This window comes from Streptomyces sp. NPDC051776, assembly GCF_040681345.1.
Classification (GTDB): Bacteria; Actinomycetota; Actinomycetes; order Streptomycetales; family Streptomycetaceae; genus Streptomyces.
Map to the genome: position 1 here is coordinate 19,384 of NZ_JBFAYQ010000001.1, position 26,666 is coordinate 46,049.

General features: G+C 67.6%; 25 protein-coding genes. 18 read left to right on the plus strand and 7 right to left on the minus strand.

Annotated elements, in window-relative coordinates:
• Positions 1–2: 2 nt before the first annotated feature.
• The 12 genes from AB0M26_RS00100 (at position 3) to AB0M26_RS00155 (ending at position 10,105) form a co-directional block, all read left to right on the plus strand.
• Positions 3–995: a type II secretion system F family protein gene (locus AB0M26_RS00100; protein WP_365251958.1), complete on the plus strand. Its 993-nt coding sequence runs from the start codon at positions 3–5 to the stop codon at positions 993–995.
• A complete protein-coding gene (locus tag AB0M26_RS00105; protein WP_365251961.1) occupies positions 992–1,909 on the plus strand; it encodes a type II secretion system F family protein in 918 nt (305 codons plus the stop codon). Before AB0M26_RS00100 ends, AB0M26_RS00105 begins: the two co-directional genes overlap by 4 nt.
• Before the next feature lie 79 nt (positions 1,910–1,988).
• Entirely contained in the window at positions 1,989–2,258 is a 270-nt protein-coding gene (locus AB0M26_RS00110; RefSeq protein ID WP_365251964.1) for a hypothetical protein, read from the plus strand.
• 379 nt (positions 2,259–2,637) lie between these two features.
• A complete protein-coding gene (locus AB0M26_RS00115; protein WP_365251966.1) occupies positions 2,638–3,033 on the plus strand; it encodes a TadE family protein in 396 nt (131 codons plus the stop codon).
• Positions 3,034–3,333: 300 nt separating this feature from the next.
• Positions 3,334–3,711: a TadE/TadG family type IV pilus assembly protein gene (locus tag AB0M26_RS00120; RefSeq protein WP_365252931.1), complete on the plus strand. Its 378-nt coding sequence runs from the start codon at positions 3,334–3,336 to the stop codon at positions 3,709–3,711.
• Between the two features lie 215 nt (positions 3,712–3,926).
• The gene (locus tag AB0M26_RS00125; RefSeq protein ID WP_365252934.1) at positions 3,927–4,343 is read left to right on the plus strand and encodes a pilus assembly protein TadG-related protein; all 417 of its coding nucleotides are present in this window, start codon (positions 3,927–3,929) and stop codon (positions 4,341–4,343) included.
• A 148-nt stretch (positions 4,344–4,491) separates the two neighbouring features.
• Positions 4,492–5,139, plus strand: a complete 648-nt coding sequence (locus tag AB0M26_RS00130; protein WP_365251969.1) for a hypothetical protein — start codon at positions 4,492–4,494, stop codon at positions 5,137–5,139.
• Positions 5,121–6,128: a hypothetical protein gene (locus AB0M26_RS00135; RefSeq protein WP_365251972.1), complete on the plus strand. Its 1,008-nt coding sequence runs from the start codon at positions 5,121–5,123 to the stop codon at positions 6,126–6,128. The genes AB0M26_RS00130 and AB0M26_RS00135 overlap by 19 nt, the downstream gene beginning before the upstream one ends.
• Before the next feature lie 118 nt (positions 6,129–6,246).
• Positions 6,247–6,900: a hypothetical protein gene (locus tag AB0M26_RS00140; RefSeq protein WP_365251975.1), complete on the plus strand. Its 654-nt coding sequence runs from the start codon at positions 6,247–6,249 to the stop codon at positions 6,898–6,900.
• A 234-nt stretch (positions 6,901–7,134) separates the two neighbouring features.
• Positions 7,135–7,791, plus strand: a complete 657-nt coding sequence (locus AB0M26_RS00145) for a hypothetical protein (RefSeq protein WP_365251978.1) — start codon at positions 7,135–7,137, stop codon at positions 7,789–7,791.
• Positions 7,792–8,462: 671 nt separating this feature from the next.
• The gene (locus AB0M26_RS00150) at positions 8,463–9,083 is read left to right on the plus strand and encodes a hypothetical protein (RefSeq protein WP_365252937.1); all 621 of its coding nucleotides are present in this window, start codon (positions 8,463–8,465) and stop codon (positions 9,081–9,083) included.
• 101 nt (positions 9,084–9,184) lie between these two features.
• Positions 9,185–10,105 (plus strand): hypothetical protein, encoded by a 921-nt coding sequence (locus tag AB0M26_RS00155; RefSeq protein WP_365252939.1) that lies wholly within the window; start codon positions 9,185–9,187, stop codon positions 10,103–10,105.
• Positions 10,106–10,177: 72 nt separating this feature from the next.
• Here AB0M26_RS00155 and AB0M26_RS00160 read toward each other — a convergent pair whose 3' ends face one another.
• Complete coding sequence (locus tag AB0M26_RS00160; RefSeq protein WP_365251981.1) at positions 10,178–10,801, minus strand: hypothetical protein; 624 nt, start codon at positions 10,799–10,801, stop codon at positions 10,178–10,180.
• Positions 10,802–11,803: 1,002 nt separating this feature from the next.
• Here AB0M26_RS00160 and AB0M26_RS00165 point away from each other — a divergent pair.
• The 5 genes from AB0M26_RS00165 (at position 11,804) to AB0M26_RS00185 (ending at position 18,506) form a co-directional block, all read left to right on the plus strand.
• Entirely contained in the window at positions 11,804–12,103 is a 300-nt protein-coding gene (locus AB0M26_RS00165; protein ID WP_365251984.1) for a hypothetical protein, read from the plus strand.
• The gene (locus AB0M26_RS00170; RefSeq protein ID WP_365251987.1) at positions 12,100–13,296 is read left to right on the plus strand and encodes a putative T7SS-secreted protein; all 1,197 of its coding nucleotides are present in this window, start codon (positions 12,100–12,102) and stop codon (positions 13,294–13,296) included. Before AB0M26_RS00165 ends, AB0M26_RS00170 begins: the two co-directional genes overlap by 4 nt.
• The gene (locus AB0M26_RS00175) at positions 13,293–13,958 is read left to right on the plus strand and encodes a hypothetical protein (RefSeq protein WP_365251990.1); all 666 of its coding nucleotides are present in this window, start codon (positions 13,293–13,295) and stop codon (positions 13,956–13,958) included. Before AB0M26_RS00170 ends, AB0M26_RS00175 begins: the two co-directional genes overlap by 4 nt.
• Entirely contained in the window at positions 13,955–15,286 is a 1,332-nt protein-coding gene (locus tag AB0M26_RS00180; protein WP_365251993.1) for a hypothetical protein, read from the plus strand. Before AB0M26_RS00175 ends, AB0M26_RS00180 begins: the two co-directional genes overlap by 4 nt.
• Before the next feature lie 256 nt (positions 15,287–15,542).
• Positions 15,543–18,506 carry a BTAD domain-containing putative transcriptional regulator gene (locus tag AB0M26_RS00185; RefSeq protein WP_365251996.1) on the plus strand — a complete coding sequence of 988 codons (2,964 nt, stop codon included), beginning with the start codon at positions 15,543–15,545 and terminating at the stop codon, positions 18,504–18,506.
• 237 nt (positions 18,507–18,743) lie between these two features.
• Here AB0M26_RS00185 and AB0M26_RS00190 read toward each other — a convergent pair whose 3' ends face one another.
• From AB0M26_RS00190 to AB0M26_RS00200, 3 genes are all read right to left on the minus strand, one after another.
• Positions 18,744–20,408: a transporter gene (locus AB0M26_RS00190; RefSeq protein ID WP_365251999.1), complete on the minus strand. Its 1,665-nt coding sequence runs from the start codon at positions 20,406–20,408 to the stop codon at positions 18,744–18,746.
• A complete protein-coding gene (locus AB0M26_RS00195; protein ID WP_365252942.1) occupies positions 20,405–21,181 on the minus strand; it encodes an ABC transporter ATP-binding protein in 777 nt (258 codons plus the stop codon). The genes AB0M26_RS00190 and AB0M26_RS00195 overlap by 4 nt, the downstream gene beginning before the upstream one ends.
• 1,073 nt (positions 21,182–22,254) lie before the next feature.
• Positions 22,255–22,995 carry a bifunctional DNA primase/polymerase gene (locus tag AB0M26_RS00200; protein ID WP_365252945.1) on the minus strand — a complete coding sequence of 247 codons (741 nt, stop codon included), beginning with the start codon at positions 22,993–22,995 and terminating at the stop codon, positions 22,255–22,257.
• Positions 22,996–23,395: 400 nt separating this feature from the next.
• Here AB0M26_RS00200 and AB0M26_RS00205 point away from each other — a divergent pair, with 400 nt between their 5' ends.
• The gene (locus tag AB0M26_RS00205) at positions 23,396–24,790 is read left to right on the plus strand and encodes a transcriptional regulator (protein WP_365252002.1); all 1,395 of its coding nucleotides are present in this window, start codon (positions 23,396–23,398) and stop codon (positions 24,788–24,790) included.
• 160 nt (positions 24,791–24,950) lie between these two features.
• On the opposite strand, the gene AB0M26_RS00210 is transcribed toward AB0M26_RS00205, so the two are convergent.
• The 3 genes from AB0M26_RS00210 to AB0M26_RS00220 are packed head-to-tail and all read right to left on the minus strand — an operon-like array spanning position 24,951 to position 26,577.
• Positions 24,951–25,472: an EF-hand domain-containing protein gene (locus AB0M26_RS00210; protein WP_365252005.1), complete on the minus strand. Its 522-nt coding sequence runs from the start codon at positions 25,470–25,472 to the stop codon at positions 24,951–24,953.
• Positions 25,473–25,504: 32 nt separating this feature from the next.
• On the minus strand, positions 25,505–25,771 hold the full coding sequence (locus AB0M26_RS00215; protein ID WP_365252008.1) for a DUF397 domain-containing protein: 267 nt from the start codon (positions 25,769–25,771) through the stop codon (positions 25,505–25,507).
• Complete coding sequence (locus AB0M26_RS00220) at positions 25,768–26,577, minus strand: helix-turn-helix transcriptional regulator (RefSeq protein ID WP_365252011.1); 810 nt, start codon at positions 26,575–26,577, stop codon at positions 25,768–25,770. Before AB0M26_RS00220 ends, AB0M26_RS00215 begins: the two co-directional genes overlap by 4 nt.
• Positions 26,578–26,666 lie beyond the last annotated feature (89 nt).

A 26,666-nucleotide genomic window follows, 5' to 3' on the forward strand; every position in this document is an offset into this window, starting at 1 on the left:
GTATGAGTTCCCTTACTTCCATGGGCGGGATCTTCTCGCTGCCCGTGCTGTACGCGCTGCTGTGCGGCGTCGGTGCCGGCGGCGGCCTCGCACTGCTGATCGCCGCAATCCGCGGGCTGCCCGCGAAGCCCGCGCACGAGAAGGCCAAGGCGAGCGAACGTGCCTCGGAACTCGCCCGGTTCGCCTCCCGCCGTGGCTCCATCGCCGTAGGTGTCGGCCTCGTCGTCCTGCTGCTGACCCGATGGCCCGTCGCCGGCGCGGCCGCGGGCATCCTGGTCTTCACCTGGGACAAGCTCTTCGGCGGTGCCGCGGAGGAGCGGGCCGCGATGCGGCGGGTCGAGGGCCTGGCGGCGTGGACCGAGTCGCTGCGCGACACCATCGCGGGGGCCGTCGGCCTGGAGCAGGCCATCCCGGCCTCCGCGCGCGCCGCCACCCCCGCGCTCCGGCCGCACCTCGACGCGCTCGTCGACCGGCTGCGCTCCCGTACGCCGCTGCCGGACGCCCTGCAGCACCTCGCCGACGAGATCGACGACGCGTCGGCCGACATCATCATCGCGGCGCTCATCCTCAACGCGCGGCTGCGCGGCCCGGGTCTGCGCGAGGTCCTCGGTGCGCTGGCCAAGTCGGCCCGCGAAGAGGTCGACATGCGCCAGCGCGTCATGGCACAGCGCTCCAGCACCCGGCGCAGTGTGCAGATCGTCGTCGGTGTCTCGATCGCGTTCGTCCTCGGACTCTCGGTCTTCAACCGGGACTTCGTCGAGCCGTACGGCACACCGGTCGGCCAGGTCGTCCTGGCCTGTGTCTGCGGGCTGTTCGCGATGGGCTTCTGGTGGCTTCGCAAGCTCTCCAGCATCGACACCCCGGACCGCTTCCTGGTCAGGGAGCAGCCGGCGGTCACGTTCGTCCGGCCGCGCTCCGGCGCGCCGTCCGGTCAGAGCGGGGCACAGCGCGGCCGGTCCGCAACGGACGCGCAGGAGGAGGTGGCGCCGCGATGACCGAAACGGTGCTGATCGGGGCGCTCTTCGGCCTCGGTCTCTACGTACTGGTCCGGGCGCTGATGCCGTCCCGGCGCAGCGCGGTCTCGGCCGTCGCGCAGATCGACGCGCTGCGGGCGCGCGGCACGACGCACGCCGCGACCGATCAGAAGAGCGACGGCGGCGGGCGGCTCGCGCCTATGCGGGCCCGCATCGGGCAGCGCGTCGCCGAGATCTACCTCCAGCAGGGCTGGGAGCAGCGGTCGCTGCGCGCGGACCTGGCCGTACTCGGACGGAGCTGGGAATCCTTCCTGGCGACGAAGGTACTGCTGAGCGCGATGGGCCTGTTCTTCGGCCCGCTCGTCTTCGCCGTCGTCTGGACGCTCGGATTCGGCAGCGGCCCGGTCATCCCGATCTGGCTGGCGCTGGTCTTCGCCGGAATCTTCTTCATGCTGCCGGACCTGGAGGTACGGCGGGACGCGGCGAACAAGCGGCGCGACCTGAGGCGCGTCGTGGGCGCGTACCTGGACCTGGTCTCGATGAACCTCGCCGGCGGGCGCGGCCTGCCCGAGGCACTGATGGCGGCGTCCGAGGTCAGCGACGGCTGGGCACTGCGCCGTATCCGCAACTGCCTTGCGGACGCCCGGATCACGGGTACGAGTCAGTGGCAGGCGCTCGGGAACCTCGGTGGGGAACTGGGCGTGGAAGAACTGAAGGACCTCTCGTCGTCGCTGGCGCTCGTGGCCGACGACGGCGCGAAGGTACGGGAGTCGCTCGCATCGCGCGCCGAGACGATGCGGCACCGTGAACTGGCGGAGATCGAGGGGGCAGCCGGTGAGAAATCGCAGTCGATGCTCGTGGCCCAGTTGCTGCTGTGCGCAGGCTTCCTGGTCTTCCTGATCTTCCCGGCGGCCATGCGGGTGTTCCAGGTCTGATGCCGCGTCAGTCGTATCCGGCCCGGACACTTGTACAGGTCCCCTTCTGACCCCACATGTCGAAAGGACACACGTAACCATGAACTCCGAATCGCGTTTCGGCGGTTTCGCCGGACTGCGCCGGCACCCTGCTGTCGACTTCCTGCTCACCTTCCTGAGCGCACGCGTCGAGCGCGCCCGCTCCAGTGAGACGGACCGCGGCGCCTCGGCGGTGGAGTGGGTGATCATCTCGGCGGTGGTCGTGGCGATCGTCGGCGTGGTCGCCGCGATCATCAACACCGCACTGAGCGACGGCGCGAACAAGGTCGGCGACTGTATCAAGGGCGCCAGCGCGAGCAAGACCTGCTGACGCTCTTCCGCCGCTTGGCGAACCGGGTTGCGCGCGGGGGCTGTTGTGGCATCCGCACGCCGACCCGCGGTACGAGTGGGGACGTTGAGTCACCGCTCTCCGAAGTCATCGGAAAACAACGGGGATTCGCATCATGAGACGCACCGAGGCACGGCGTGAGGCGCGGCCGCGTCGCCGTTGCGCAGGCGGCGCCGTGCGCACCGCCGTACGCCGCCGGCTCGACGCCGCCCGCGGCGACAGCGGGGTGGGCGAACGCACAGCGCGGGCATGTGACGGGCAGGCGTGTGACGGCGGGGCATGTGACGGGCGCTCCTGTGGCGCACGCCGTCCATCCGCGCGGCAGGGTGGCGTACGGCGCCGTGGCGTATGGCGCTGTGGCGTGCGGCGTACGGACGATCGCGGGATGACGGCGATCGAGTTCGTGCTCCTGACCCCCGTAATGTTCTTCATGATCTTCGCGACGGTGCAGTTCGCGCTGTACTTCTTCGCGGACCACGTCGCCCAGGCGGCAGCCCAGGCGGGCGCGCGCGAGGCCCGCGCCCAGGCGGACGAGAACCCGGGAGGCTGGCGCGGCCTGGCCACGACCAAGGCCGACGACTACATCGAACAGCTCGGCCCCAACCTGCTGATCGGCCCGGAGACGCGAGCCATCGCGCCCGAGCCGAACACGGTGGGCATCGAGGTCGAGGCGGACGTGCCCTCGGTCTTCCCGGGTCTCGACTTGACGGTGTACGCACAGTCGCGTGGCCCGGTCGAGCGGTTCGTGGAGGACTGAGGACCCATGGACGACATAACGACACGGCTGCGGGACAGCCGGACGAGGGCCACGCGGTCCGGGCCGGGGCCCGCCGACCCCGCAGAACGGGGCGAGTCGGCTGGCCGGGGCGAGTCGGTTCGGCGGGGCGAGTCGGTTGGGCGGGGCGAGTCGGTTGGGCGGGGCGAGCCGGCCGAGTGGCCGGGCCAACGTCCCACCCGCGGCCGGGACTCGGGTCTGTCGACGGTCGAGGTGCCGGTTGGGCGGGGCGAGTCGGCCGAGTGGCCGGGCCAACGTCCCACCCGCGGCCGGGACTCGGGTCTGTCGACGGTCGAGGTCGTCATCCTCGCCCCGGTGATGATCATGTTCATCCTGGTGCTGGTGGCCTTCGGCCAACTCGTCGACGGCCGCGGTGCGGTGGACGGCGCGGCCCGCGACGCCGCGCGTGCGGGTTCGATTCAGAAGGAACTGCCGACAGCCATGGCCGAGGGGCGCAAGGCGGCGGAGGCGGGGCTCACCGATGTGTGCGTGGGCGGCGTCGACGTCAGGAAGACCAGCGCGGGCTTCAAACCCGGCGGGCTCTTCACGGTGGAGGTGAGCTGTCAGATCCGCGGCCTCAGCATGCTCGGCCTGGACATCCCGACCGAGCTGACAGGTCGCTCCACATCGCCCCTCGACCCGTACCGGAGGGCAGCGTGAACCGTCCCGACTGCCGTACGGCCGCGCCGAATCCGCCGGGTCCCGCGAGCACGGGCCCTCAGGGGCGTACGGGCGCCCGGGGGGCCGCTCCGGCCGCACCGCCCGCTCCGGCCGTACCGCCCGCGGTGACCGCGGCCCGGCCGCCCGTACTGGGCCGCCCATGCGCCCACCGACCCCTGCGCGCCGCGTGGGAGCGGCTGGATCCGCGGGGCCGCATGGACGACCGCGGCTCGGGCGCGGCAGCCGTCATCATCTTCGCGGTCCTGTTCCTGACCCTCGCCGCGTTCGTCGTCGACGGCGGCCTGTCGATCTCCCAGCGCGAGCGCGCGGCGGACATCGCGGAACAGGCCGCCCGCTACGCCGCCCAGGACCTCGACGAGGAGGCGCTGCGCGAGAACTCAGACGAGGCGGCCCCGATCAACTACCAGAACTGCGGCGCGCGCGTGCAGGCGTTCGTCCGGGAGGAGGGCCTCTCGGGCAACGACGTGGGGGCTGCCAGGTGCTTGGACGGTTCGCCCGAATTCGTCGAGGTCGAGGTGCAGTTGACGTATCAGCCCGTCCTGACGGGCCTTTTCTACAACGGCTCCCTCACGGTCCGCGGTCAGGCCCGCGCCGAAGTCCGTACGGGCTGAGGGGGGTGTCCATGACGGCAATCCACCGCCGCCTTCGTGACCTCGACCTGGCGGGTCCGGGACGAACACTCCGCGGCCGAGTAAGCGTTGTGCAGTCCACAAGAGTCACCTTCCAACCGACCACGAACGCAAGGGGAGCACTTACTCGATGAGGATCCGATTCGCAGGCGCCGCGGCCGTGGCAACGGCCGGAATTCTACTGCTGACCGCGTGCGGGAGCGACGACGACGGCAGCAAGGCCGGAGACGAGATCGCGGGCGCGGAGAAGAAGGACAAGGAGCCGTCGGCTTCCGCGTCCCCTGAGGAGAAGGGTGCTCCGAAGTTCGACCTCCCGTCGGATGTCAAGGTCGTCATCGACGACGACAAGACCGGCGACAAGGCCAAGGACGAGGTCCTGAAGGACCACGGATACGCGCTGATGGCGATGCAGGAGGCCTACGCGAAGGCGAAGGCCACCGGCAACTTCGACCGCTACTGGCAGGGAGAGGCCGCCTCCAAGTTCCGGGCGGTCTTCGACGGATACCGAAAGGGCGGCACGACGATCACCGGAACCGACCGGTTCTACGGTCGGGCCGTGATGTCGCACGAGCGTAAGAAAGCGCTCGTCACCTTCTGCGAGGACCAGCGCAAGGCGTTCGACAAGGACGTGAAGAGCAAAAAGGTCAGTCGGGACGAGCCCAGCCTGGATTCCTTCATCGAGATTCGGACTGTACTCGAGAAGGGCAGCGCCGGGGACTGGAAAATCACCGAATACTTGGGGCAGAGGGGGAGTAAGTCATGCCAGAAGGACGCCTGAGGGGCCGCCGCGCGGCCTCGGTTCTCGTGGCTTCCGCGATGGTGGTGGGGCTGCAGACCGCCATGGCGGCGGACGCCATGGCGGGCCGGGGCAAGGGCACGGGGACGCCGGACCCCAACCAGCAGAGCGCTCCGCAATCCGGCGGCGGTGACATCGGCTCGCAGGTTCAGTACAAGGTGACGAACAACGGCAGCGGCAAGCCGATGACCAGCTCAAGCTCCTCCTGGTCCCCGCCGGTGTGCTGGTTCGAGCCGCGATACACCAACGAGGAACTCGCCAAGCACAACAAGGAACTCGAGGACAAGGGCCCGTTCGAGGGCATCGACCACGACACGGCGGAGCGTCGGAAAGAGGAGACGGACGCGTACAAGGGCAAGAAGGGGATGTGGTACGAGCGCACCCCGGTCATGTCGCCCCGGTCCTGCGAAATCGGTGAGCTCTGGGTCTGGGTCGAGCCCCAGAAACCCGCCCCCGCGGAAGCGATCGACCCCGAGATCCTCGCCGGTCTCGCGTACAAGCGCACGGAGCTGCCGGCACCGCCAGTGCAGCTGCGTCCCGGCCCGGAGAAGCAGATCGTCAACCTCGGCACCCAGGTCAAGTTCGCCGAGCCGCTGAACCGCGTGTGGGTCACTGCGAGCCTGGACAACGACCAAGCGGACCTGCACATCGCCGCGACGACCGTCGCCACTCCCAGCAAGCTGCGGATCAACGCCGGTACGGAGTACGCCGATCCGCAGACCTGTGAGTACGACCTGGTGAAGGGCAAGGGCGGCTACGAGGTCGACAGCAGGGGCTCGGACTGCAACATCGAGTACAAGAAGTCCTCGGGGGACGGCACGTACACCCTCACGAGCGAGCTCGTCTGGGATGTCCACTGGACCGCATCGGCCGACCCCGACGGCGCCCCTCAAGCGCCTGCGCTGCCGGACGGACTGTCGACGAATGAGCAGGACGTCACCGTCAAGGAGGTTCAGGCGATCGTCCGCTGACAGTTCCGGGCTCGCGACCTACGCGATGAGGCCGAGCACTCGGCGGCCGAGTCAGCGTTGTGCGGTCCAGCAGTGTCATCGCCGAACCGACCATGAACGCAACGGGAGCCATTACCCGATGAGGATCCGATTCGCAGGCGCCGCGGCCGTGGCAACGGCCGGAATTCTGCTGCTGACTGCATGCGGGAGCGACGACGGCGGAGGCGGAAGCAAGGCCGGAGACGAGAACGCGGGCGCGGGGAAGAAGGACGAACAGCGGTCGACTTCCCCGTCGCCCGCAAAGAAAGCTGCACCGAAGTTCAATCTGCCGCCGGACGTCAAGGTCGTCATCGACGACGACAAGACCGGTGACAAGGCGAAGGACGAGGTCCTCAAAGATCACGGCTATGCGCTGATGGCGATGGAGGAGTCCTTCGCCAAGGCCAAGGCGACGAACAACTTCAACCGCTACTGGGCAGAAGAAGCCCATGCCGAGTACGCGGCGAACTTCAAACTCTACGAGAGAGACGGCGCCACGATTACCGGAACGGACCGCTTCTACGGCCGTGAAGTCAAGTCCGTGGAGGGCGGGAAGGCTCTGGTCACCTTCTGCGAGGACCAGCGCCGGACATTCGACAAGATCGTGAAAACCGGCAAGGTCGAGAAGACCAAGCCGAGCCTGAAGTCTTTCTTCGAGCTTCGTGCGCAGCTGAAGAAGAGCGGCACGGGTGCCTGGACAGTCATCGATGAGCAGCGTCTTGAGGGGAGCAAGTCATGCCAGAACGACGCCTGATGGGCCGCCGCGCGAGCTCCGTTCTCGTGACCTCCGCGATGGTGATTCCGCTTGCAGACCGCCATGGCGGCGGACTCAATGGCCGGTCATGCTAGAGGAACTGCAGATCCAAACCAGCGGCGATAGCCGGAATCCCGCAGCGGCAGCGACAGCGGATCCGGCGGCCTGTTGCTGGACCGACAAGTGCGTGCAGTAGCGTGGGCACTTCGTGTACCGAGTATTGGAGGGGCGACTGTGACTGCCCGGAGTCTGCGCGTAACTGCTACGGCCCTTGGGGTTGTTGCCAGCATCTTGCTGACCGCGTGCGGCGGGGAGAGCGAGCCTAAGGACGAAAAGATCGCTGGCGCCGAGCAGGGCAACGGGGACAAGGCCTCCGAGTCGCCGAAGGTGTCCAGTTCACCTGCCGCCGGTCGCCCAAGGATCGACTTGCCGTCCGACCTGAAGTACGACTTCGAATGGGCCAAGACCGGCGACAAGGACAAGGACGCCGTTCTCCACGACACGGAGCAATTCGTCAAAGCCGTTGATCTGGCCATTGTCGAGCAGAACCCCCTTCACAAGGCGTACCGCTTCTACTCCGAAGGCGAAGCAGCAGCCGGGAGTGAGAAGTTCATCCAGGAGTTCGTCGATTACAAGGACACGATCACCGGGAGCAAGCGGTTCTACGGACCGCGCGTGGGGATCAAGCGTGACGGAACGGCGTCCCTCGTCTACTGCGAAGACCAGAGCAGGTCGTACAACAAGAGCCTCAAGACGGGCAAAGTTGACAAGACGTCTGTCACCAAGAACAGCTTCGTTGTCTATAGCAGTCGGCTTCGCACAAACAAGGACGGCATCTGGGTCACCGAGGAGCTGACGTCTCAGAGGGGGAGCGCCGCATGTCAGCGGTAACCCGGGAAAGAACTCTCGTAGTCGGCGCCATGGCTGCGGCTTCATTGCTGCTCATAGCTGGATCAGCATGGGCTGACAATGGGCACGGAGGCAGTGCGAACGGGTCCTCCGACACCAACACCTCGGGCAACGCCGAGGACGATGGCACGCTCTCTGCCACCGCTGGCGGCGTGGTTTTCGATCGTTCGAAGAACGGTTCGGGCTCAGGGACGGGTGCCATCACCCCGGCCGGAAATTAGCCCCCACCCGCCTCTCGGAACGCACGAGTTCCTGCGAGTTCATGGCAGAAGCTCGTCGACGAGGTGATCTGAAGAAGAGGGGGGAGCCGGAGAACGCAGTTCGGCCCCAAGAGCATCTACAGCTCTGGTGACATCAAGCGCGTAGAGGTCGGCTTGTCGGCCACGATTCATCTGTGCCGCATCTGTGGCTGAGCGATGGCGGAGAGATGCTTCCGTTTGATCGAGCACTCCGAGGGATGGTCGGGTGTCTCGGCCCCGAACTCGGAAGGCGTGGCTCCGTAAACATGAGGATGGGGTCAAGTCCCTAGAAAACGCCACGACTTGTACAGATATCGTTGCTGAAATGACAGGCGTGTGCAGTAGCATAGCACTACGAGTGTTGGCGTACTGAAAGGGGATGCTTTGAAAGCCCGGAGTCTGCGCGTGGCTGCTATGGCCGTCGCTGCTACCGCCGGTCTCTTGCTGACCGCCTGCGGTGGTGAGAGCGAGCAGAAGGACGACAAGATCGCTGGTGCCGACAAGGGTCACAAAGCGACTGAGTCGCCGAAAACCGGTCCATCGGGTACGGCCAACCGCCCCACAATCACGTTCCCCAAGGACGTTAGGAACGTCTTCGAAGGCTGGGAGACAGGGGAGCCGACGAAGGATGCGGTCCTGGCCGACGTCTCGCGAACCGTAAACGCCGTTGACGATGCGATTCTTCGTGGCGACGTTGACTCACCTGCGGTCTCTTACTACCGCAAAGGGGAAGCCGCCGCCAGCGCCTCCAAATGGATCCAGGCGTGGCTGGACGAGGACCTCACATTCACAGGTATCACGCGCTATTACGCTCCCAAGATCCAAATGTCGGGCAAGACATCGGCAAGCGTCGTGTACTGTGCTGATGAGAGCAAAGCCTACGATAAGAATCGCAAGACCCGCAAGGTCGATAAGTCGCCTTCCGGTGAGAATCCGTACGTGCTCTACAACACACGCCTTGAAAAGAGCGATAAGGGCGTCTGGCAGACCACGAAGGTCTTGTCGAAGAGGGGGGACAAATCTTGCGCGTCATAATCCGGTCCGGACGTATCGTGGTCGTCGGCATTTTCGCGATCATCTTCTCTCTGACCCCTGGCGTCGCTTCAGCGAAGGGGCCCGGTGAATCGGAGACCGAAATCGACACCGGGGCAGAAGCCAAGGGTCCTACTCTAGCCGCGCATGCGGGCAGTGTTGTCTTCGACCATTCCAAGAATGGCTCGGGAAGTGCGGCTGGGGCACTGGCGCCGCCCAGTAATTGGGCGCCGCCCGCGTGTTGGTACGCGCCCAAGTACTCTCCGGTGCAGTTTAAGAAGCACGTCGAGCCGATCTGGGAGTCCGAGTCCACCGGGTATCAGTGGGACGCGCAGCAGCGTAAGCGGTACGTCGGCGGCGAGCCCTACAAGAACTTCAACCTCGGCAAGGCTGGCAAAGGCTACTGGTGGGATTCCCACGTCAACGAGACGCGTATCGGCGAACCCGGGGCAACATCCTGTGACAAGCCGATATTCTGGGTGGACAAGGGTGATCCGCCACCGGCTGACGTTCCCGAGGCTGTCACCCCAAAGATCCTTGCCCAGCTCGCGTATGCCGAGATCCGCGTCCCGGATACCGAAGTCGACATGTCTCCGGCCCGGAAGCAGACGGTCAACCTGCCCACTTGGGCCTGGCTCGATAAGGCAGAGTTCAAACCCGTCTCCGTTACGGCCTCCGTCCCCGTTCTCGGCATCGAGGCAACGGCGACGGCCCGGCCGGTTTCTCTCAAGTTGGAGCCCGGTACCGAAGATGCCGAACTCCACCCGGCCTCCGGCGAATGCCCCATCAACAAGGACGGCAGCATCGGCACCCCCTACACCAAGGGTTCAGGTGACCAGACGCCGCCTTGCGGCCTGACGTACCTCCGTGCCTCTGGCAGCAGCCGCACGTACGAGTTCAAGGCCACGATCAGTTGGAAGATCAACTGGACAGGCACCGGCGGGGCTGGTGGCGCCCTTCCTGACGGCACCTTCGGCACCACTCAGGATTTGGTTGTCCAAGAGGTCCAGTCCATCAACCACTGAACGCGGCAGTTGCTGAGGTCGGCGGGCGGGACAGCGATGCCGGGCGGTAGCTTGAGTTGGCTCGGTTGGAGGTCAGACGTCTTGCAGCAGTCGTACCCCTGCTCCGGACAAGGCAATTCCCAGCTCTTTGAGCTGTGTTGTTCCGATTTCAATTGCCTCGCCGGAACAAAGGTGCACATCTATCACGGACGAAGACACGGGACTTCGGCCCGGCAGGAGTACAGCCCCAAGGACACCATTGAGAGGTAGGTCCAGGGTGGTGCTATCCGTGCCGAACAGTCGGATGCCTTCGCTGGTCACGATCAGTACTCCGGTGCGTTGGGGACCGTCGTCCCAGGGGGAGAACGTGGACTGCCCGGCGTTGAGGCCGTAGCGCACGGGATGGCCCTGGCCCGCGAGGTCGCGTCCGACCGCCTTCCCTACGCGTCGGAGGAGCGATCGGGCACGCCAGCGGTTCACGAGCATAAATTGCAGGGGTAGCGGCGCGACCACAGATGCGATGGCGGCTGCGACACCGACTTCAGGCATCCCATTCGGCTGCAGGATGAAGTAGGCCAAGGCCACCGCAACCGCGCTACCCGAGCAGATTGCGTAGAAGAGAAACACGTTGGTGCCCGGACGTACGGTAATGCCAGGCTCCGCGGATTTCAGTCGGTCGCGCCGCCGTTGACGCTCCTCTTTGGCGGATTGGGTCATGACTCATCGGCTCCTGGACGTCTCTACGGCGCGCCAATGAGGCGCACATTCTCCTGGCGGTGTTTCAACGAGACCACACACCAAGGGGACAGGAATGGGCGCACAACCGATGGGATCGATCCCTCAGTCGATGTTGCTCCTGCCCTGCTCTCCCGGTGCTCCTGCTGTCTTCCTTGCTCGGATGATCTTCCACCCCGTGGCGGTCATGAGGCTTGCTGTCTGGCATCCAGGATCGCCGTCCGTGCCGAGAAGCTCGGTCGTTCGGCGATGAGCAGTTGTTGGGACCAGACCTATCCAGGACCACTCAGCCAGCATACGGATAGGCGATGTACCCGCTCTCTTGCCCCAACGGTCGTGGACGGGGCAGAGGACCGTACAGCCTCCGGCATTTCCGATGCTGTCAGCCGCTTCGAGGCTTTCCGATGACTCCTCGGCCCACGCGAGCCGCGCCGGCGAGCACGGACACAGGGACCCGCGACGAGCGGCTCTGCTATGAGGCCGATGTGTCGTCGTTGACAGGTTAGCGTCTGGATGAACGACGGGCTATCGTCGATGAGTTCGTCGGCCTCTCAGTCACCGTGGGCGTCAAGTGCCGAGGACAGAACCAGGCGAGGTCGGCAAGTCAGCACTTGCTCAGGTCGTGTTGCCTGTCGGGAGAGGAGCTAGATGGGGGACAGTCGGCGGCGATACGCACGTATTGCGCGGTCTTCGGCACTTCCTCTTCCACATCGGGCGCACCGGCACTTCGGTCAGGCGGTGTACAGGGCCTCCGCCCTTCCCAGACCAACGGCCGCCTTTCGGCATGTTCTAACTCTTAGACCGCCCATGGCCGTGGCTCGCGGTGCCACGCACGTACCCAGGAATGTTGACCATTCCTCACGCGTCACAGCTTAGTGAAGATTTCGGCTGCGCATACGAAAGTCTCGTTACCTTCCTGGGGGTGAGAACTTAAGTGGCGAGGATTACCCAAACTGTGTAGGTGAATCGTGGAGGCGGGGATACATGAGCGACTTGTATATAGACGGTGCAATGCTGGAGCGCGTTCGCAGCAACCTAGCGAAAATCGGGGAACTTCTGGAGAAGCCCTCCCGGGCGATGGGCCGGGTCGACGCCAAAGCAATGGGGGTTTCGGAGCTTGAGAAGCGCATGGATTCGTTTGGTGATGAGTGGGAGTACGGCATTGGGCAGTTGAAGAAGTTCTCGAAGGAGGCTGTGAAAGCCCTCGGCGAGATCGAGAATGGCTTCAAGGTCCTCGAAAAAGACCTGGCGGAGGCTCTCAGTAAGGCGGCGAAGAGGAAGTGACCGCACCGACGGTCGAGAACTTTCCCGTCCTCGGCTTCGTTCCTTGCCCCGGAGACCACACCACGGTGACCGACGTAGTCTATGTTTTGAAAGACACCACGGAAGCATTGGGTGAGATCAGTCGAGTGCTCCGCGGTGCCGCCAAGGGTGATTGGCGCGGCAAGACGGCCGAAGCCTTCCGAGATCTCCTCGCCGACGACTTCCGACCCAAGGTCGACGACGCGTACAAATCTTTCACTCAGGCCAAGAAGGCCCTCACTGACTGGGCTGCGTACATGCTCACCCATCAGAAGAAGGCTCGCGAACTGGAACGGCAAGCTGCCGAGGCGCAAAAGAGCGACTCCAAGAAGAACGCCGAGGATGGCCACGGGAAGGGTGGCAGTAAGGAAGCGTCGTGCGGCGAGGATGCGAATGCAGTCGAGGAGATACGGAAGCACGCTCGTTCCCTCCGTAGCCAGTACGAGGAGGAAGGCGGGCGCATAGCCAGACGCTTGCAGCATGCGAGCGAAATCGCTCCGAATGAGCCCGGTTTTTGGGAAGAACTTGGTGATGCGATCGGTGATGCGATGGAGGACATCGCATGGGCGGTCACCAACCCCACGGAGCTTCTGTCCAAGATCGCGCCGCTGCTGAAGGTTATTGGCGACATCGCTGGGTTCATCAGCCCGATCCTTGGTCTCATGGCACTGATTCCGGGACTCCAGTGGCTGGGCGGAATATCGCTGGCCTTGGCAGGCATTGCGCTAGTTGCGCACTATCTCTCCGCTGTGGGAAAGACCGGAAGTTTCCTCAAGGCTCTCACCGACAAGGACGTCATACTCGATGCGGCTGGCTTGGCTGTGGGAGTGGGCGCACTCAAGGTGGGAGAAATGGTGATGAAGCAAGCACGCGCTGCCGGGGCTGTGAGGAGCGTTGCACAGCAGACAATGGGTTTGGCGAATTTGCGAGGAGTCTCCCGCCTCGGCATCAACGCGGTGGAAGAGCTGCCTATGGGCTATTTCCAACTGGGTCGCAATCTGTCGTACAACGTGACCAACACGGATATGGCCTGGCGCGGTGCTCAATTCTTTACAACTTGGACGGGCAATGTCCTCACGGCTATGGGCACCGATGGCCTGATCGAGACCGGGAACGTACTCTTCACCGGAGCAAAATTCGGCCCTCTCACCCAAGAGCCTAGGGGGGACAAATGACGAACGCCGCCCCCTTGGGAACGATCAACCTCTTCGTCCCGCAGGATTGGTTCGACCTGCTGGAAGACGGGCCCAACAGGGAGGCGACCCGGAATCGGTGCACCGAGATCGTGCGGCTGACGTATCCGAGGATGTCGCAACCTCGGCGCAACGAAATTACCGGCGCCCTGATGGCCTGGTACGAGCAACTGCTCAAGAGTGGGTTGCTGCTCTACGGAATCGTCTCTTCCCCACTGTCACAGGACACCACGGAAACTGCGCACTGGCAGGTTCTCGCAGGCGTGGTAGATGTCTCCCCAGGATTGGCCGAAGTGGACCTCGGGGCCCTGCTCGCCAAGACTTTTGGCGAGCGACAGAACGGGGCGACATATCAGGAATCATTTACCACTGACATGGGTATCGGGTTCGGGTTCATCTCCCAGCCCACCGTCCCCGTTCCGGGCGACGGTGAAAGCTACGCATCTGAGACGCAGATCGGCCTTGTGGGCGCACTCTCTTGTCCACCGGGCGGCGACAAGGGAATCCTTGTCATAGGGATCAGCCTCGCGGCTGAACAGGTATGGCAGCTGGCCGGCCTGGTCTCTGCCATCGCGGGTCGATCAACCTTCAATGATCCAGCCGCAAATCAGCCGACCGAAGCCGTCAAGGAACGCGCATCATGACATATCGCCTCCCTTCCGCCGAGCTGCGGCCCGTGTCCTCGTACCCGGACCGTGCGGCCCTCCTCCGCGATCGTGCCGACTCGCTCAGGGTACTGATCAGGGCCGATCTCTCGCGTCCGCGTGCCCTTCTCTTTCTGCTCTGCGCGGTCGCGATGTCCTGCTTTCCCGTACTCGCTCCGGGCTTGTTCGTCGATGCGATTGCGGGAGATGACTCCACGGCCACGGAACTTGCTGTTGCATTCACCCTGACCGCCACTGCATTGGGGGTTTTCGGGGTGATACCGGCTCTGACTCTGCATCGCATGCGCGGCCGGAGTCGGCACCGCTGGTCTGCCATCCAGCGCTGGGTTGTGTTGGACCGTCATCCGGAGGCTCGCGCTCTACCAGCAGGCAACATCCCCGAGTCGCTTGCCTTGCCCTATGACCTGCGGCAGGGCAACGTTCGAGAGGGCACCCCAACGAAGGGTGTTGAAGTGCCGGAGGAGTACGGTTCGGGCCAGTTCCCGCACATCCGATGGCTGACCGCCGTTGTGTTGTGTGTGACGAGCGTGATGCTCGTTATTGTCGTCATCGCCGTCGAGGGCATCAAGGACCCTCCCCGCATCGGCCTCGCTGTGGCACTCGGCGTGTTCGCACTTTGCATGGGCAGTGTCGTGAACAAGGTGGGGACGCGAAGTGGTTGGTGTAGCGATGAGCGCAGGTTGCGACGCCTCGAGGAATCCCGCATGGAGCGTAGCGCGGCGTTGCTGGCGGGTCATGCTTCGGATGAGATTTCCGTCCCCGCGAAGCGGTTTCCATCAGAGATCGTGTGGTTCGCCCTTCCATTGATAGTCGTCGGAGTTGGGTACATCACCAATAGACCTGACGACGCAACCGGCTATGCCGTAGCTGCTTCGGTATCGGGTATCGTCCTTGCCCTCGGGGTAGTCGTGATCTCGAGTTCGCGCTTCCGTGAGCAGCGGCAGTTCAGGGTGGTGGCCACCTCCATTGCGGCCCATTGCCCAGGTGAGGTGTTCCCTGTCCGGCATGGCCTTCAGCCCGAGAACCTCGTGCCGAACAGAGGCCTGGAGAGCTGGGACTTCGGTCCGCCGAGGGTATCCGGATTGGTTCTTGGAGAAGACTCACTTCTTCTGTGTCGAACCGATGGTGCGTCACACGAGGTCCCTTTCTCGGACCTTCTCGGCGCGGTGGTCCTGCGCGTGCCACGTCACGACATAGAGCTACTCCAGTGCGATGGCCAAGCCTTGCAGATCCGCTCCACCGAGCCGCAGTCCATCATTGACGCTCTCCGGGAAGCCGGTGTACGAGTCCGACGTGCCCACAATTGACCACTAACGCCTTCCCGCAAAAGCCCATCGTCATGGAAGCGTTGGCGCGTTGCGCGCGCAACCATGTGGCACAGAGCGTCCGGGACCGTCAAAGACAGGAGGCAGCTGCTGATCATGCCCAGCGTAGTCTCGTAGCCTCTGAAACCAGGATGAACCCTTGGCACGTCGACTGCCGTGACACCCGCTGACTAGGCTCATCCCACGACACTCAGCCGCCCCCCAACTGCCACCCAACGAAGGCATAGGAACCCCGCCCATGGCGTCCAGCAACCCAACTCCCGTCCGGATCGGACGCCGGCGCACCGCCGGTGACTTCGTCAAGGCGTTCTTCGCGTTCATTGCGCTGTCCGTGCTGCTGGTCGGCGTGCCGGTTGCGCTGGCGTCGCTGGTCGGCTGGCCGTTGCCGCGCACCATGCCGTCGCTCGACACCCTGCAGCAAGAGATCACCACGACCGTCTTCGTCAAGGTGCTGACGGTCGTCGTGTGGGTTGCGTGGGCGCAGTTCACCGCGTGCGTGCTCGTCGAGGCCAAGGCCGAGCTGTCCGGCGTGGGCGTGCCCGCGCGCATCCCGGGCGCGGGGCCGAGCCAGATGCTTGCCCGTCAGCTCGTCGCCGCGCTGCTGCTCGTCGGCGCGACCGCCGCGAGCCTGACACCCGGCCTGTCCCAGCTCGGCCAGAGCCTGGAGAACAACCAGCGCCCGACCGTGGCCGCCGCCCAGCAGACGCCCGGCCAGTTCGCGGCCCAGCAGGCAGAGGCGGCCGCCCAGCAGGCGGCCGAGCAGATGGACAACACGGAGGTGCAGGGCGGGCAGAAGGCGCGTATGGAGCAGGGCGGTACGAAGTACTACCGCATCCACCCACCGGAGGGCCGCCACCACGACTCGCTCTGGGAGATCGCCGAGCGCCATCTCGACGACGGCCGGCGCTACAAGGAGATCTTCGAGCTCAACAAGGACCGTGTGCAGCCCGATGGCTCGCGGCTCTCGCAGGCCAGCCTCATCCGGCCCGGCTGGATCATGGAGATGCCCGCGGACGCGCACGGCGGTGAACTCGTCGAGATGCCAGACGAGTCGCCGAAGGTCCCGGACAACGTCCGCGACCAGATCGCCGATTACGGCAAGTCGGGCCCCAACGCTCAGCAGCAGGTCGGTGACCATGTGACGCAGCCCATCGCCGTCACGCCGGAGGCCCCGAGCACGCCCGAGGCCCCGAGCACCCCCGAGCAGGCTCCGGCGGACCCCGGCCCCTCGCAGTCGGGGGAGCACGCCGCGCCCACCGCCCAGTCCGGCTCCTCGTTCGGCCTCTCCGACGCCCTCATGGGTGCCCCGCTGCTCGCCGCCGGCCTGCTCGCCGCGCTCGGCCGGCGCCGCCGCGCCACGCTGTGGCAGTCGGCGATGCGGGCCGTCGGTGGCCGTACGCCCGACCTGGCCACGCCGACCGGTGCCGCCGCCGACGTCCAGGATTCGCTGTTCGTCGGCGCCGACCCCGACGCCGTACGCGACCTGGACCGCGCGCTGCGCGGGCTGGCCGCTGCCCTGGGCGCCGAGTCCAAGACGCTGCCGACCGTCTACGCCGCCTGGCTCACCGACACCGAGTTGCACCTGCAGCTCGCCCAACCCTCCGGACAGCCGCCCGCGCCCTGGCAGTTGGGGCAGGACCAGACGTTCTGGCGAGTGCCGCGCGCGGACGTACGGGCTCTGGAGGGCGTGGAGGACGCGGCGGCGCCGTACCCCGGCCTCGTCAGCCTCGGCACGCTCGACGACGCCCGCCTGCTGCTCAATCTGGAGGCCGTCCCCGGTATCGTCTCGCTGTCCGGTGCGGCAGCGGACCGTGCGGCGGTCTTCGCGTCCGTCGCCGCCGAACTCGCCACCAATGGCTGGTCGGACCGCCTGACCGTGACGCTCGTCGGCTTCGGCGCCGAACTGGGCGCCCTGGCCCCCACCCGCATACGGCACGTCGAGGACGTCGACGCCCTGCTGGAGACCATGGAGGCCGAGACCGGCCAGCGGCGCCGCGCCCTCGGAAACGCCGGCCACGACTCGGTGCTCACCGGCCGCACCGGCCAGGCCCGGCACACCCAGTGGGCGCCTCATCTGGTGCTGATGGCCGCCGAACCGACCGACGAGCAGGCCGTACGCATAGCCGAACTCGCCGCTGACTCCGGCCGGTTGGGCATCGGCTACCTCGTCGGCGCCACCGACGACGGCATCCCCGGCGCCACGTGGGAGCTGGAGATCACCGCCGACGGCCGCCTGCTCGCGCCGCTGCTCGGCCTCGAACTCACCGCCCAGCGGCTCCCGCAGGAGCTGCACGCCGCCGTGGTCGAGCTCTTCAGCTCCGCCGACTTCGACCCGGAGAGCGAGGGCGAGGGCGGGGGCGAGGGTGCGCCCGCGGACCCGTCCAGGCTGCCGTTCCTGGTGGACATCACCGAGCGCGGCCGGCCCGCGGTGTACGCGCGACTGGTCGGTCCGTACGAGGTCATGGGCCTCGACGACCCCGACGGCGAGCGCAGCCCGCTGCTCCACGAGGCCCTCGCCATGCTGCTGCTGCACCGCGAGGGAGTGCATCCGCGCGTCCTGTCGTCCGGCCTGTGGCCGCGGGGCGCGACGGAGGACGTGCGGGACGCGCTGATCGAGCGTCTGCGCACCTGGCTGGGCCAGGACCAGGATGGTGCGCCGCGTCTGCGCGCCGACGACACCGGGCGGCTGACCCTGGCCCCGTCCGTCGTCTCGGACCTGGATGTGCTGCGCACGCTGCACCACGAGGCCACGGCCGGCCGCGGCGCGCGGCGCGCATCCGTACGCGAGCGGCTCCTCACCGACGCCCTCGCGCTCGCCCGCGGCCCGCTGCTGGCGGACCGCCCGGAGGGGCGTTACGGCTGGCTGTCCCACGAGATCATCGAGGCCCAGCTCCCGTTGCTGGTCGCGGACGTCGCGCTGGCGCTGTCGGCCCACCACCTGGAGGCGGAGAACCCCTCGGCGGCCATCGAGGCACTCAACACCTCGCTGGTGTCGGCCCCGTCCGACGAGCGCCTCTGGAACGAGCTGCTGCGCGCGGTCCACGCCACCGGCGACACGGTGCTCCTGGCCTCCACGGCGGACGCGCTGATCGAACGCAGCCGCGCGATCAGCGGCGGCACCCGCGGTCTCCCGCCCCGCACGGAAGCGCTGCTCGACGAACTGCTCCCGACGTGGCGCACGAGGGAGGCGGCGGCGAACTGAGCCGTATCCGGCTCGCATTGGGGGCCCATCTCCGTATGACGGTGGTGGGCCCGAACGCCGCGGTCGTCCTGATGTCGTTCGGCGGCCGACCGCAGATCCTCTTCGGTCTGCGGCTCCGACGAACTGCGATGCCGGCTCGCCCTCAACGGCCCTTGTGCGGCGGTGTACACCGTGTCCGGCGCCGCGGCTGCGGGCATGGTTCGTACATGGCGAAGCGCGCCCCCCAAGCTCCGTCCCTCAGCCCCTGCTCACCGCCGTCAGGATCTCCGGCAAGCGGGCCGCCGTGCGGGGGGCGGCGAAGCGGAGGCCCAGGGCGGAGAGCGTGAGGCCGTAGGCCGCGCCCAGGGGGAGGACCAGCCACAGCCAGGCGTGGCCGCCCGTCATATGGAGCCAGATCGTCAGGCCCAGCAGCGGCGCGCACAGCAGCCCGCCGACGATCATGCCGCCCATGATGCTGAGCCAGGCGAGCCCGACCTGCCCCGCTGCGACGTTCTTGTAGCCGCTGTCCTGGGGGGTGGAGTACGGGAACAGAGCCGAGGCCGTCGAGCCGGTGGCCAGCAGCGCGCCGAGGAGGCCCAGCGAGATGCCGAGCGCTTCGGGGAAGGCGTTCCACTGGTCCAGGAAGGCCGCCGTGCCCAGGACGACCAGCGTCACGTACGGCACTGCCACTGCGCCGAGCGCCAGGGCGCGGCCGCGGAGTTCGAGGTAGGCGTCGCGTGGTGAGGAGATCGTCTGGGCGACGATCCAGAACGCGGAGGCGTCCTGCCCGAACTGGTTGTACATCTGCATGCCGAGCAGCCCGGCCGACCAGCACGCCGTGTAGACGCTGCCGCCGCCCTGCACCGCCGTGACGATGGGCAGCATCAGTCCGATCGCCAGCGATGTCGCCCAGGCCGCCTTCACCTTCGGGTCGCGCCAGGCGTAGCGCAGGGTGCGCAGCATGACCGTGCCCGTGCGGCCGGGCGGGAGCAGGCGGGTGAGGCCTGCGGAGCGGCCCGTCGCCTTCTCCTCGGTGCCGGTTGACGCCTGCAGGGTCGAGCCGTCGGGGGCGGTCATCAGGAGGTTGAGGCTGTGCTGCCACCAGCGGAGGAGCAGCACCAGCGCGGCTGCATTGGCCAGCAGCTGGACCGCGGCCCGGGCGTACGCGCCCTCGCCCGCCGCCTGTACCGCGTCCACGGCCGAGGCCGGTGGCACCCAGCGCACCACATCGGCCACGGGCTCCAGAACGCTCAGGCCGTCCGGGCGCGCCAGTTTCTGCGCGCCGAGGTTGACGAACTGGGCGCCCACCGCGATGACCAGGCCGCTGAGCACCGCGAGATCGCGGCCCTTGCGGCTGGTGAGCAGCCGGATGTTGCCGGCCGCGACCGCTCGCGAGAGCGTCACGCAGACCAGCATCACCAGCGGCACGGCGATCATGCCCAGCGCGACGGCCGCTCCGCCGTGCGCGACCGCGATCACCGAGCCGAGCGCGAGGGTGAGGGTGAACAGCGGCCCGACGCCGATGAGCGATGAGACGAGCAGGGAGACGACGATCGGGCGCGGATGCAGCGGCAGCATCACCAGCCGCGTGGGATCCAGTGTCTCGTCGCCGCTGGGGAAGAACAGCGGCATGACGGCCCAGCCGACCGCGATGAGGGCGATGACCGTCACGACCAGCGCGGGGGCGTGGGCGTTGCCGCGCAGTGCGATCAGGCCCAGCAGCTGCCCGGCGGCGAACAGCAGGGTGACGATGACGGATGCGACGAACGCCGCCCTACGGCCCGATGACTGCCGCAGCCCGTTCCGCAGCAGCGTGAGCTTCAGCCGTACGAAGACGGGCGTGACCGTGGACAGCGGCGGGGGCGGTGGCGCGGCGGCCGCGGGGCCGGACGGAGCGGTGGCGGATGCGGAGGCGGTGGTCATCGGGCGCCGCCGCCCAGCCATTCGAGGCTCTCGCCGGAGGGGCGGCCGTTCGCGCCGACCAGTTCCAGGAACGCCGCCTGGAGCGACGGCGCGTCGCCCCGTACGTCCGCCAGAGCCCCCTGCGACCGGATGCGCCCGGCGGCCATCACCGCGACCCAGTCGCACAGGCTCTCCACCAGCTCCATCACATGGCTGGAGAAGACGACGGTCGCGCCGGAGCCGGTGTATCGCTCCAGCACACCGCGGATGGTCTGCGCCGATACCGGGTCGACGCCCTCGAACGGCTCGTCGAGGAAGAGGACTTGAGGGTTGTGGAGGAGCGCGACCGCGAGGCCGATCTTCTTCCGCATGCCGGTCGAGTAGTCGACGACCAGTTTGTTCTGGGCGCCGGCCAGATCGAGGACGTCCAGGAGCTGGGTCGCGCGCCGGTCCACCTCCTCGCCCGGCAGGCCGCGCAGCCGCCCCGTGTAGGCGAGGAGCTCGCGGCCGGACAGGCGCTCGAAGAGCCGCAGCCCTTCGGGCAGGACACCGATCCGGCTCTTGACGGCGACCGGATCCTGCCAGACGTCGTGGCCGCCTATCTCGACGCGGCCGGAGTCGGGCCGGAGCAGACCGGTGACCATCGACAGTGTGGTCGTCTTGCCCGCGCCGTTCGGGCCGACGAGCCCGATGAACTTGCCGGCGGGCAGTTCGAGATCGATCCCGGCGACCGCGATCTGCTCTCCGAACCGCTTCCACAGGCCCTCGATACGGACAGCGGGCGGCGCGTCCACCGCTGCCGTCGACGTCGGTGCCCGGTCGGTGTGCTCTGGCTCCCGTGCCACGTGTGGTGCCTTTCGGTGTCCCCGTCGGGGCCGGGCGTCGGCTCCCGCTCCGCGGCCCACGATACGGGGGGGTGGATCGAGGCGGGCAGGGGCCGTGCCGACTCCTCCTGCCCCTGACCAGCCGTACGAGCCCTGGTCCGAGTCCAGGCGCCGGCATCCCACGGGCCCACGCCCCGGCAGCACGGGAGCCCTTGCACACGCGGTGCGTTGAGCCGTACCGGAGGCGCCCCCGAGCCGTCGTGGGCGTCGTGTTCGCGCACTGGGCCGTCGATGGGAACGGCCTCCTGTGCCGTATATGTCCAGACCAATCGTCCAGGTCGTTCCCTAGGGGTCGCTCTCGCCGAGGCCCCCGAGTGGAAGGCAGGACCGTGAGGCGACCGCCCCCCCCGGACCATTACCACCCTCGCCACGCCGCCGCCCCGTTCGCCGGGCGGTCTGCCTCCCCCTCTGCTCCACGGTCGCCCCCGTCTGCGGAGCTTTCGGCTGGCTTCCGGGCGCGCGCCTGTACCACGGCGGCGGGCGCGAACCCGACCGCCACGGCGCCCACCGGACTTCCGGGCGCGCGCCCGTTCCACGGCTGCGGGCGCGAACCCGCTCGAACTGTTCTGGGTCCCGCCGAGGACGGGCGGAGATGTCCCGGCGTACGAGATCCACATCAACGGTGCGTTCGCCACCACGCTCACGTGGGGCGCGGCCCTGCCCAAGGGCACGGTCCGCCACAGCTTCTCCGTGGCGGAGGGGTCGGTTCTCTGTGGCGGAGGGGCCGGGCACCACCTACCGGGCGAAGGTCCGGGCCCGGACTGCCCGACGGCACATGGGAGCGCTTCACCCCCGGAGAGGACGGTCACCGCACCCGGGACAGCCCCTGAACCGCCCTTATCAGCAGGGGAATTGCTTCCCCCGCCGCTCAGCCGCGGCGTGGTAGGTGCGGATCGGCCGCTCCAGCCGCCGTCGGAGCTCCCCCGCCTCGGCCACGTCCGCGTGCCGTGCCCGCATCACGCGCTCTGCCCGCGCGCCGAGCTTCAGACCCCGGCCCTGCGCAGGCGGACGGCGGCGGCGTCGCGCCCGCACGCGTACGCCAGCGGGCAGATCAGCTCCTCCGCATCCGGAAGCCAGAGGTTCACTGCCGTCGGGCGCCGCACCCACTGCACCGGACCGCGCCCCCCGATCCGCGTCGGCGGCGCCGCCACGTACCCGCCCACACCCCGTGCGGCGAGATCGAGCGTGCTCGGGGTCCAGCCCAATTGACGTACGAGATCCGGGACTTTGGCCGCCGCGCCCGGCTGCACGAAGAACAGCATCCGCCCGTCCGGGGTCGATGCCACCGGCCCGAGCGACAGCTCCAGGCGCTCCATCCGGGCCAGCGCCAGGCAGCCCGACGCCTCGGGCACGTCCAGAGCGTCGAACGTACGGCCCGTCGGCAGCAGGATCGACGCCATCGGCTGCTTCGACCAGAGCCGCCGCGCCACGACCGCGCTGCCCGTGGCCTGCGCCGCCCAGTCGGGCCGTGCCGGATGCCCGCCCGGCGAAGGGCAGTTGACGTCCGCGCACGAGCAGCGCTCCGCTCCCCGGACGATCTCGAGCCACGTGCCGGGGAACACGTCCCACTGCCGCTCTTTCACGTAGGCCGCCGCGACGTCGACGAGCGCATCGCCGCGCTGCCGGGGGAAGCGGGGCGTGCTGTCGTGCGCGTCCGCCGCGACGTCTGCGACCGCCGCGGCGCCGGTGACAGTAACCGCTCCCGGGTCCGTACCCGCGCCCACACTCACGCCCGCGTCCACACTCACGCCCGCGTCCACACTCACGCCCGCGCCCACGCCCACGCCGATGCCGGTCACGCGGCCGCTGCCCGTTCCGGTGACTCCCATGGTCTCGTCCACGTTCATGACAACTCCCGCTGTGCCCAAGGGTTACGGGCCTCCGGGAGGTTGACCGGCAGCATCGTTTCCGCGGGCGGGGCGCACAGAAGCACGGACGGGGGCGCGCGCGAGAGGGGTCCGCGAAGAGCGGGTACTGGGTAGTGCGGCGCTTTGCGCACCAGACATCCGGAAGGCCCGCTCGGTTCCTGAGAGTCCGTTTGGAGAACTGAACGGCAGAAATATCACGAATTTACAAGATAACGACAGGGAAGAGATCGGTAGCGTCGATGAAGGGGGTAGTGCCATGGCCGCCAGGCCACTCGTAGCGCGTCAGCCCAACGAACGACTCCAGGCGCTGATCCAGGAGGCCGCCTGCTCCAACGCCGGCCTGGCACGCAGGGTCAACATGTGCGGCGCCGAGCACGGCCTCGACCTGCGCTACGACAAGACGTCCGTCGCACGCTGGCTGCGTGGTCAGCAACCACGGGGCCGCGCCCCCGCCATCATCGCCGAGGCGCTCGGCCGGAAGCTCGGACGCACGGTCACGATCGACGAGATCGGCATGGCCAACGGCAAGAACCTCGCCTCCGGTGTCGGGCTGCAGTTCTCGCCCACGGTCGCGGGTGCGATCGAGCAGGTCTGCGAGTTGTGGCGGAGCGACGTCGGGCGCCGTGACTTCCTCGCCGGCTCCTCGGTCGCCGCCTCGGCGCTCGTCGAGCCCAGCCGCGACTGGCTCATCACGGAGACGGACCCGCACGTGGCGCGCACCGCGGGGGCGCGTGTCGGGCGGACCGACGTGGACGCCGTACGCTCCATGACCCAGGCGCTCGTCGACCTCGACCACCGGTTCGGCAGCGGCCACGTACGGCCGGTGGTCGTGCACTACCTCAACAGCGTCGTGGCCGGACTGCTCGGCGGCTCCTACCGGGAGGCCGTCGGCCGCGATCTCTTCGCGGCCGTCGCCCGCCTCACCGAACTCGCCGGCTACATGGCCGTCGACACGGGCCAGCCCGGCCTCGCCCAGCGCTACTACATCCAGGCGCTGCGCCTGGCCCAGGCGGCCGGCGACCGGGGTTACGGCGGCTATGTGCTCGCGGCGAGCATGAGCCATCTCGCGGCGGCGCTCGGCAACCCCCGCGAGATCGCCCAACTCGCCCGCGCCGCCCAGGAGGGTTCGCGCGGTCAGGTCACGCCGCGGGCCCAGGCCATGTTCCTCGCTGCGGAGGCGCGCGGGCACGCCCTCCTCGGGGACGGAGGCGCGTTCCAGACCGTGGCGGCGCGGGCCGAGTCCGCGATGGAGAAGGCTGACGGCTCGTCACCGGACGGCACGGGCGACGACCCGACGTGGATCGCGCACTACGACCGTGCCTATCTGGCAGACGAGTTGGCGCACTGCCACCGTGATCTGGGACAGGCCGAGGCCGCTGGGCGGTGGGCGGAGGAAGCGCTCGCCGGGCACCCGGAGTCACGGGCGCGGCGGCGCGCCATCGGGCTGGCGCTGCTCGCCTCGGCCCAAGTGCAGCAGAGGGAGATCGAGTTGGCGTGCGCGACGGGCACGCGGGCCCTCGAACTCCTCACCGGGCTGCGCTCCAACCGCGGCACGGAGTACCTGGAGGATCTGCAGCAGCGGCTTGCACCTTTCAAGGACGAGCCGGTGGTACGGGAATTCGGGGCACGCCTGGACACGGTCGCGGCCTGAGACCGGGCGCCCACCGCCCACCGCCCACCGCAAAGACGTCCGCCCACCCGCCCTTCACAGGGGCGGGTGGGCGGAGCCATGCGCGGACGGGCCGGGCCCGTACGAGCACGGGCTCAGGCGCCGACTACGAGTAGGGGCTCAGGCGGTCGGGTACGGGCGCTCAGACGGTCGGCTCGGGCGTGGTGTAGTAGAGCGCGAAGGCGGCGATGATCTCCTCCTCGGTGATCCTGCCGTCCTTGTTGTCGTCGAGCGCGGCGGCGACCCGGGCGCACGCGTCGGGCGGGACCCCGAGCGCTCGCACCACGCGCTCGGCCTCCCCGGGGGTGATCACACCGTCGCCGTCGGTGTCGGCGATCCGGATCACCGATCGCAGAAAGGGTCTCGCGATCTCGGCGAACCGCTTCGCGTTGTCGCTGAGCCGCTTCACGGCACCGTTGACGAACTCCTCCCGCGTGACGTGCTGATCGCCGTCCGTGTCGGCGATCGCTGCCATCCCCTGCCAGAACGCCTCGGCACCCTCGTAGAGGGACTGCCCCTTCATCGAGCGGGCCGTCACGTCGAACTCCGCCAGTACGGCGGCAGCGGCGGCGTTGAAGTCCTCGCGGGAGATATAGCCGTTGCCGTCCTGGTCGAAGGTGGCGAAGCGGCGGGCGATCTTTGCTTGGTATTCAGCGGGATCCACGGTCGGCCTCACGTTTGCGTCGGGTACCGGGGTCAGATAGTACGTACGTCCTGGCCGGAGGCGAAGTTCAGAAACGTGTGCCATGCATCAGCCGAAAAGTGGAGTCGCGGACCGTCCGGATCCTTGGAGTCACGCACGGCTACGGCTGCGCCGGCGAGCCGGGTCATCTCGACACACTCGCCACCCTGGCCGCTGCTGTAACTGGACTTACGCCACTCGGAGACTCCGAGCGGGGCGCATTCGACGCAGTCCCCGCCCTGGCCGCTGCTGTAGCTCGACTTCCGCCAATTGGTGCTCATAGCTCCTCCAGGAGTGAAGCGATCAGCTCCGCCGAGTCCTCCGCGGACAGCGCGGCGGTCCGCAGAAGATCGTATCGGAACGCTGCCTGCCTGAACTCGTCCGGATGAGCCATTACATGAGCAGTAGCCACGCCCTCGCTGTAGACGAAGTCTGCGCCCTCGTCCATGTCGAGAAGCGTGAACGAACCGTCCAACGAGGCCGGAAATCCTGCGCTGAAAGGAAGGACTTGGATGATCATGTTGGGGTCGTAGCGGTAACTCAACAGCCGTTGGAGTTGAGCGCGCATGACGTCCTCGTCGGCCGTGCGCCTGCGCAGTGCCGCCTCGTCAAGAACCACCCAGATCCGGGGTGGATTCGCCCGCGTCAGGATGCGCTGACGGTCCATGCGTGCCGCTACCAGGCCGTCCAGATCGTGATGACGGCTTGTGCGCATAACGGCGCGGGCGTAGTCCTCTGTCTGCAGAAGGCCGTAGAGCGTCTGCGCCTGGTACGTACGGATCGATGTCGCCGCGGCCTCGAACTCCGTGTACTCCCGAAACCAGGACGGGAGCGCCAACCTGGCCACCAGGGGCCAGAGCCGCCCGAACGAGCCGTCCGTCTCGAAGATCTTGTCGCAACCCTCGGCGAACTCGTCAGTCGGGAAGCGCTTCGCCGTCTCGATGTACCCCACCAGCGCGCCCGAGCAGTACAGCTTCTTGCCGAGGTCCTTCTGGGTCATGTCCGTCTTCTCGCGGTGGCGGCGCACCTCGGAGCCGAAGAACGCGAGAGGTGACTTGGACGGATCGAGGTCGGTCGTGTTCGGCATGAGCGGGCCCCCTGGACGTACGGCACTGCAACAGTGGCCGCTGTCAGCAACCACCCTGTAGCCGAGAGTAGCCATCCGGGGTGACAGTG

What these genes read in the sequence shown, in the direction of transcription:
- AB0M26_RS00100 (WP_365251958.1), top strand. Translation starts at nt 3, where the DNA reads ATGAGTTCCCTTACTTCCATGGGCGGGATCTTCTCGCTGCCCGTGCTG.
- AB0M26_RS00105 (WP_365251961.1), top strand. Translation starts at nt 992, where the DNA reads ATGACCGAAACGGTGCTGATCGGGGCGCTCTTCGGCCTCGGTCTCTAC.
- AB0M26_RS00110 (WP_365251964.1), top strand. Translation starts at nt 1,989, where the DNA reads ATGAACTCCGAATCGCGTTTCGGCGGTTTCGCCGGACTGCGCCGGCAC.
- AB0M26_RS00125 (WP_365252934.1), top strand. Translation starts at nt 3,927, where the DNA reads ATGGACGACCGCGGCTCGGGCGCGGCAGCCGTCATCATCTTCGCGGTC.
- AB0M26_RS00130 (WP_365251969.1), top strand. Translation starts at nt 4,492, where the DNA reads ATGAGGATCCGATTCGCAGGCGCCGCGGCCGTGGCAACGGCCGGAATT.
- AB0M26_RS00135 (WP_365251972.1), top strand. Translation starts at nt 5,121, where the DNA reads ATGCCAGAAGGACGCCTGAGGGGCCGCCGCGCGGCCTCGGTTCTCGTG.
- AB0M26_RS00140 (WP_365251975.1), top strand. Translation starts at nt 6,247, where the DNA reads ATGAGGATCCGATTCGCAGGCGCCGCGGCCGTGGCAACGGCCGGAATT.
- AB0M26_RS00150 (WP_365252937.1), top strand. Translation starts at nt 8,463, where the DNA reads ATGGCCGTCGCTGCTACCGCCGGTCTCTTGCTGACCGCCTGCGGTGGT.
- AB0M26_RS00160 (WP_365251981.1), bottom strand. Translation starts at nt 10,801, where the DNA reads ATGACCCAATCCGCCAAAGAGGAGCGTCAACGGCGGCGCGACCGACTG.
- AB0M26_RS00165 (WP_365251984.1), top strand. Translation starts at nt 11,804, where the DNA reads ATGAGCGACTTGTATATAGACGGTGCAATGCTGGAGCGCGTTCGCAGC.
- AB0M26_RS00175 (WP_365251990.1), top strand. Translation starts at nt 13,293, where the DNA reads ATGACGAACGCCGCCCCCTTGGGAACGATCAACCTCTTCGTCCCGCAG.
- AB0M26_RS00180 (WP_365251993.1), top strand. Translation starts at nt 13,955, where the DNA reads ATGACATATCGCCTCCCTTCCGCCGAGCTGCGGCCCGTGTCCTCGTAC.
- AB0M26_RS00185 (WP_365251996.1), top strand. Translation starts at nt 15,543, where the DNA reads ATGGCGTCCAGCAACCCAACTCCCGTCCGGATCGGACGCCGGCGCACC.
- AB0M26_RS00190 (WP_365251999.1), bottom strand. Translation starts at nt 20,408, where the DNA reads ATGACCACCGCCTCCGCATCCGCCACCGCTCCGTCCGGCCCCGCGGCC.
- AB0M26_RS00205 (WP_365252002.1), top strand. Translation starts at nt 23,396, where the DNA reads ATGGCCGCCAGGCCACTCGTAGCGCGTCAGCCCAACGAACGACTCCAG.
- AB0M26_RS00215 (WP_365252008.1), bottom strand. Translation starts at nt 25,771, where the DNA reads ATGAGCACCAATTGGCGGAAGTCGAGCTACAGCAGCGGCCAGGGCGGG.
- AB0M26_RS00220 (WP_365252011.1), bottom strand. Translation starts at nt 26,577, where the DNA reads ATGCCGAACACGACCGACCTCGATCCGTCCAAGTCACCTCTCGCGTTC.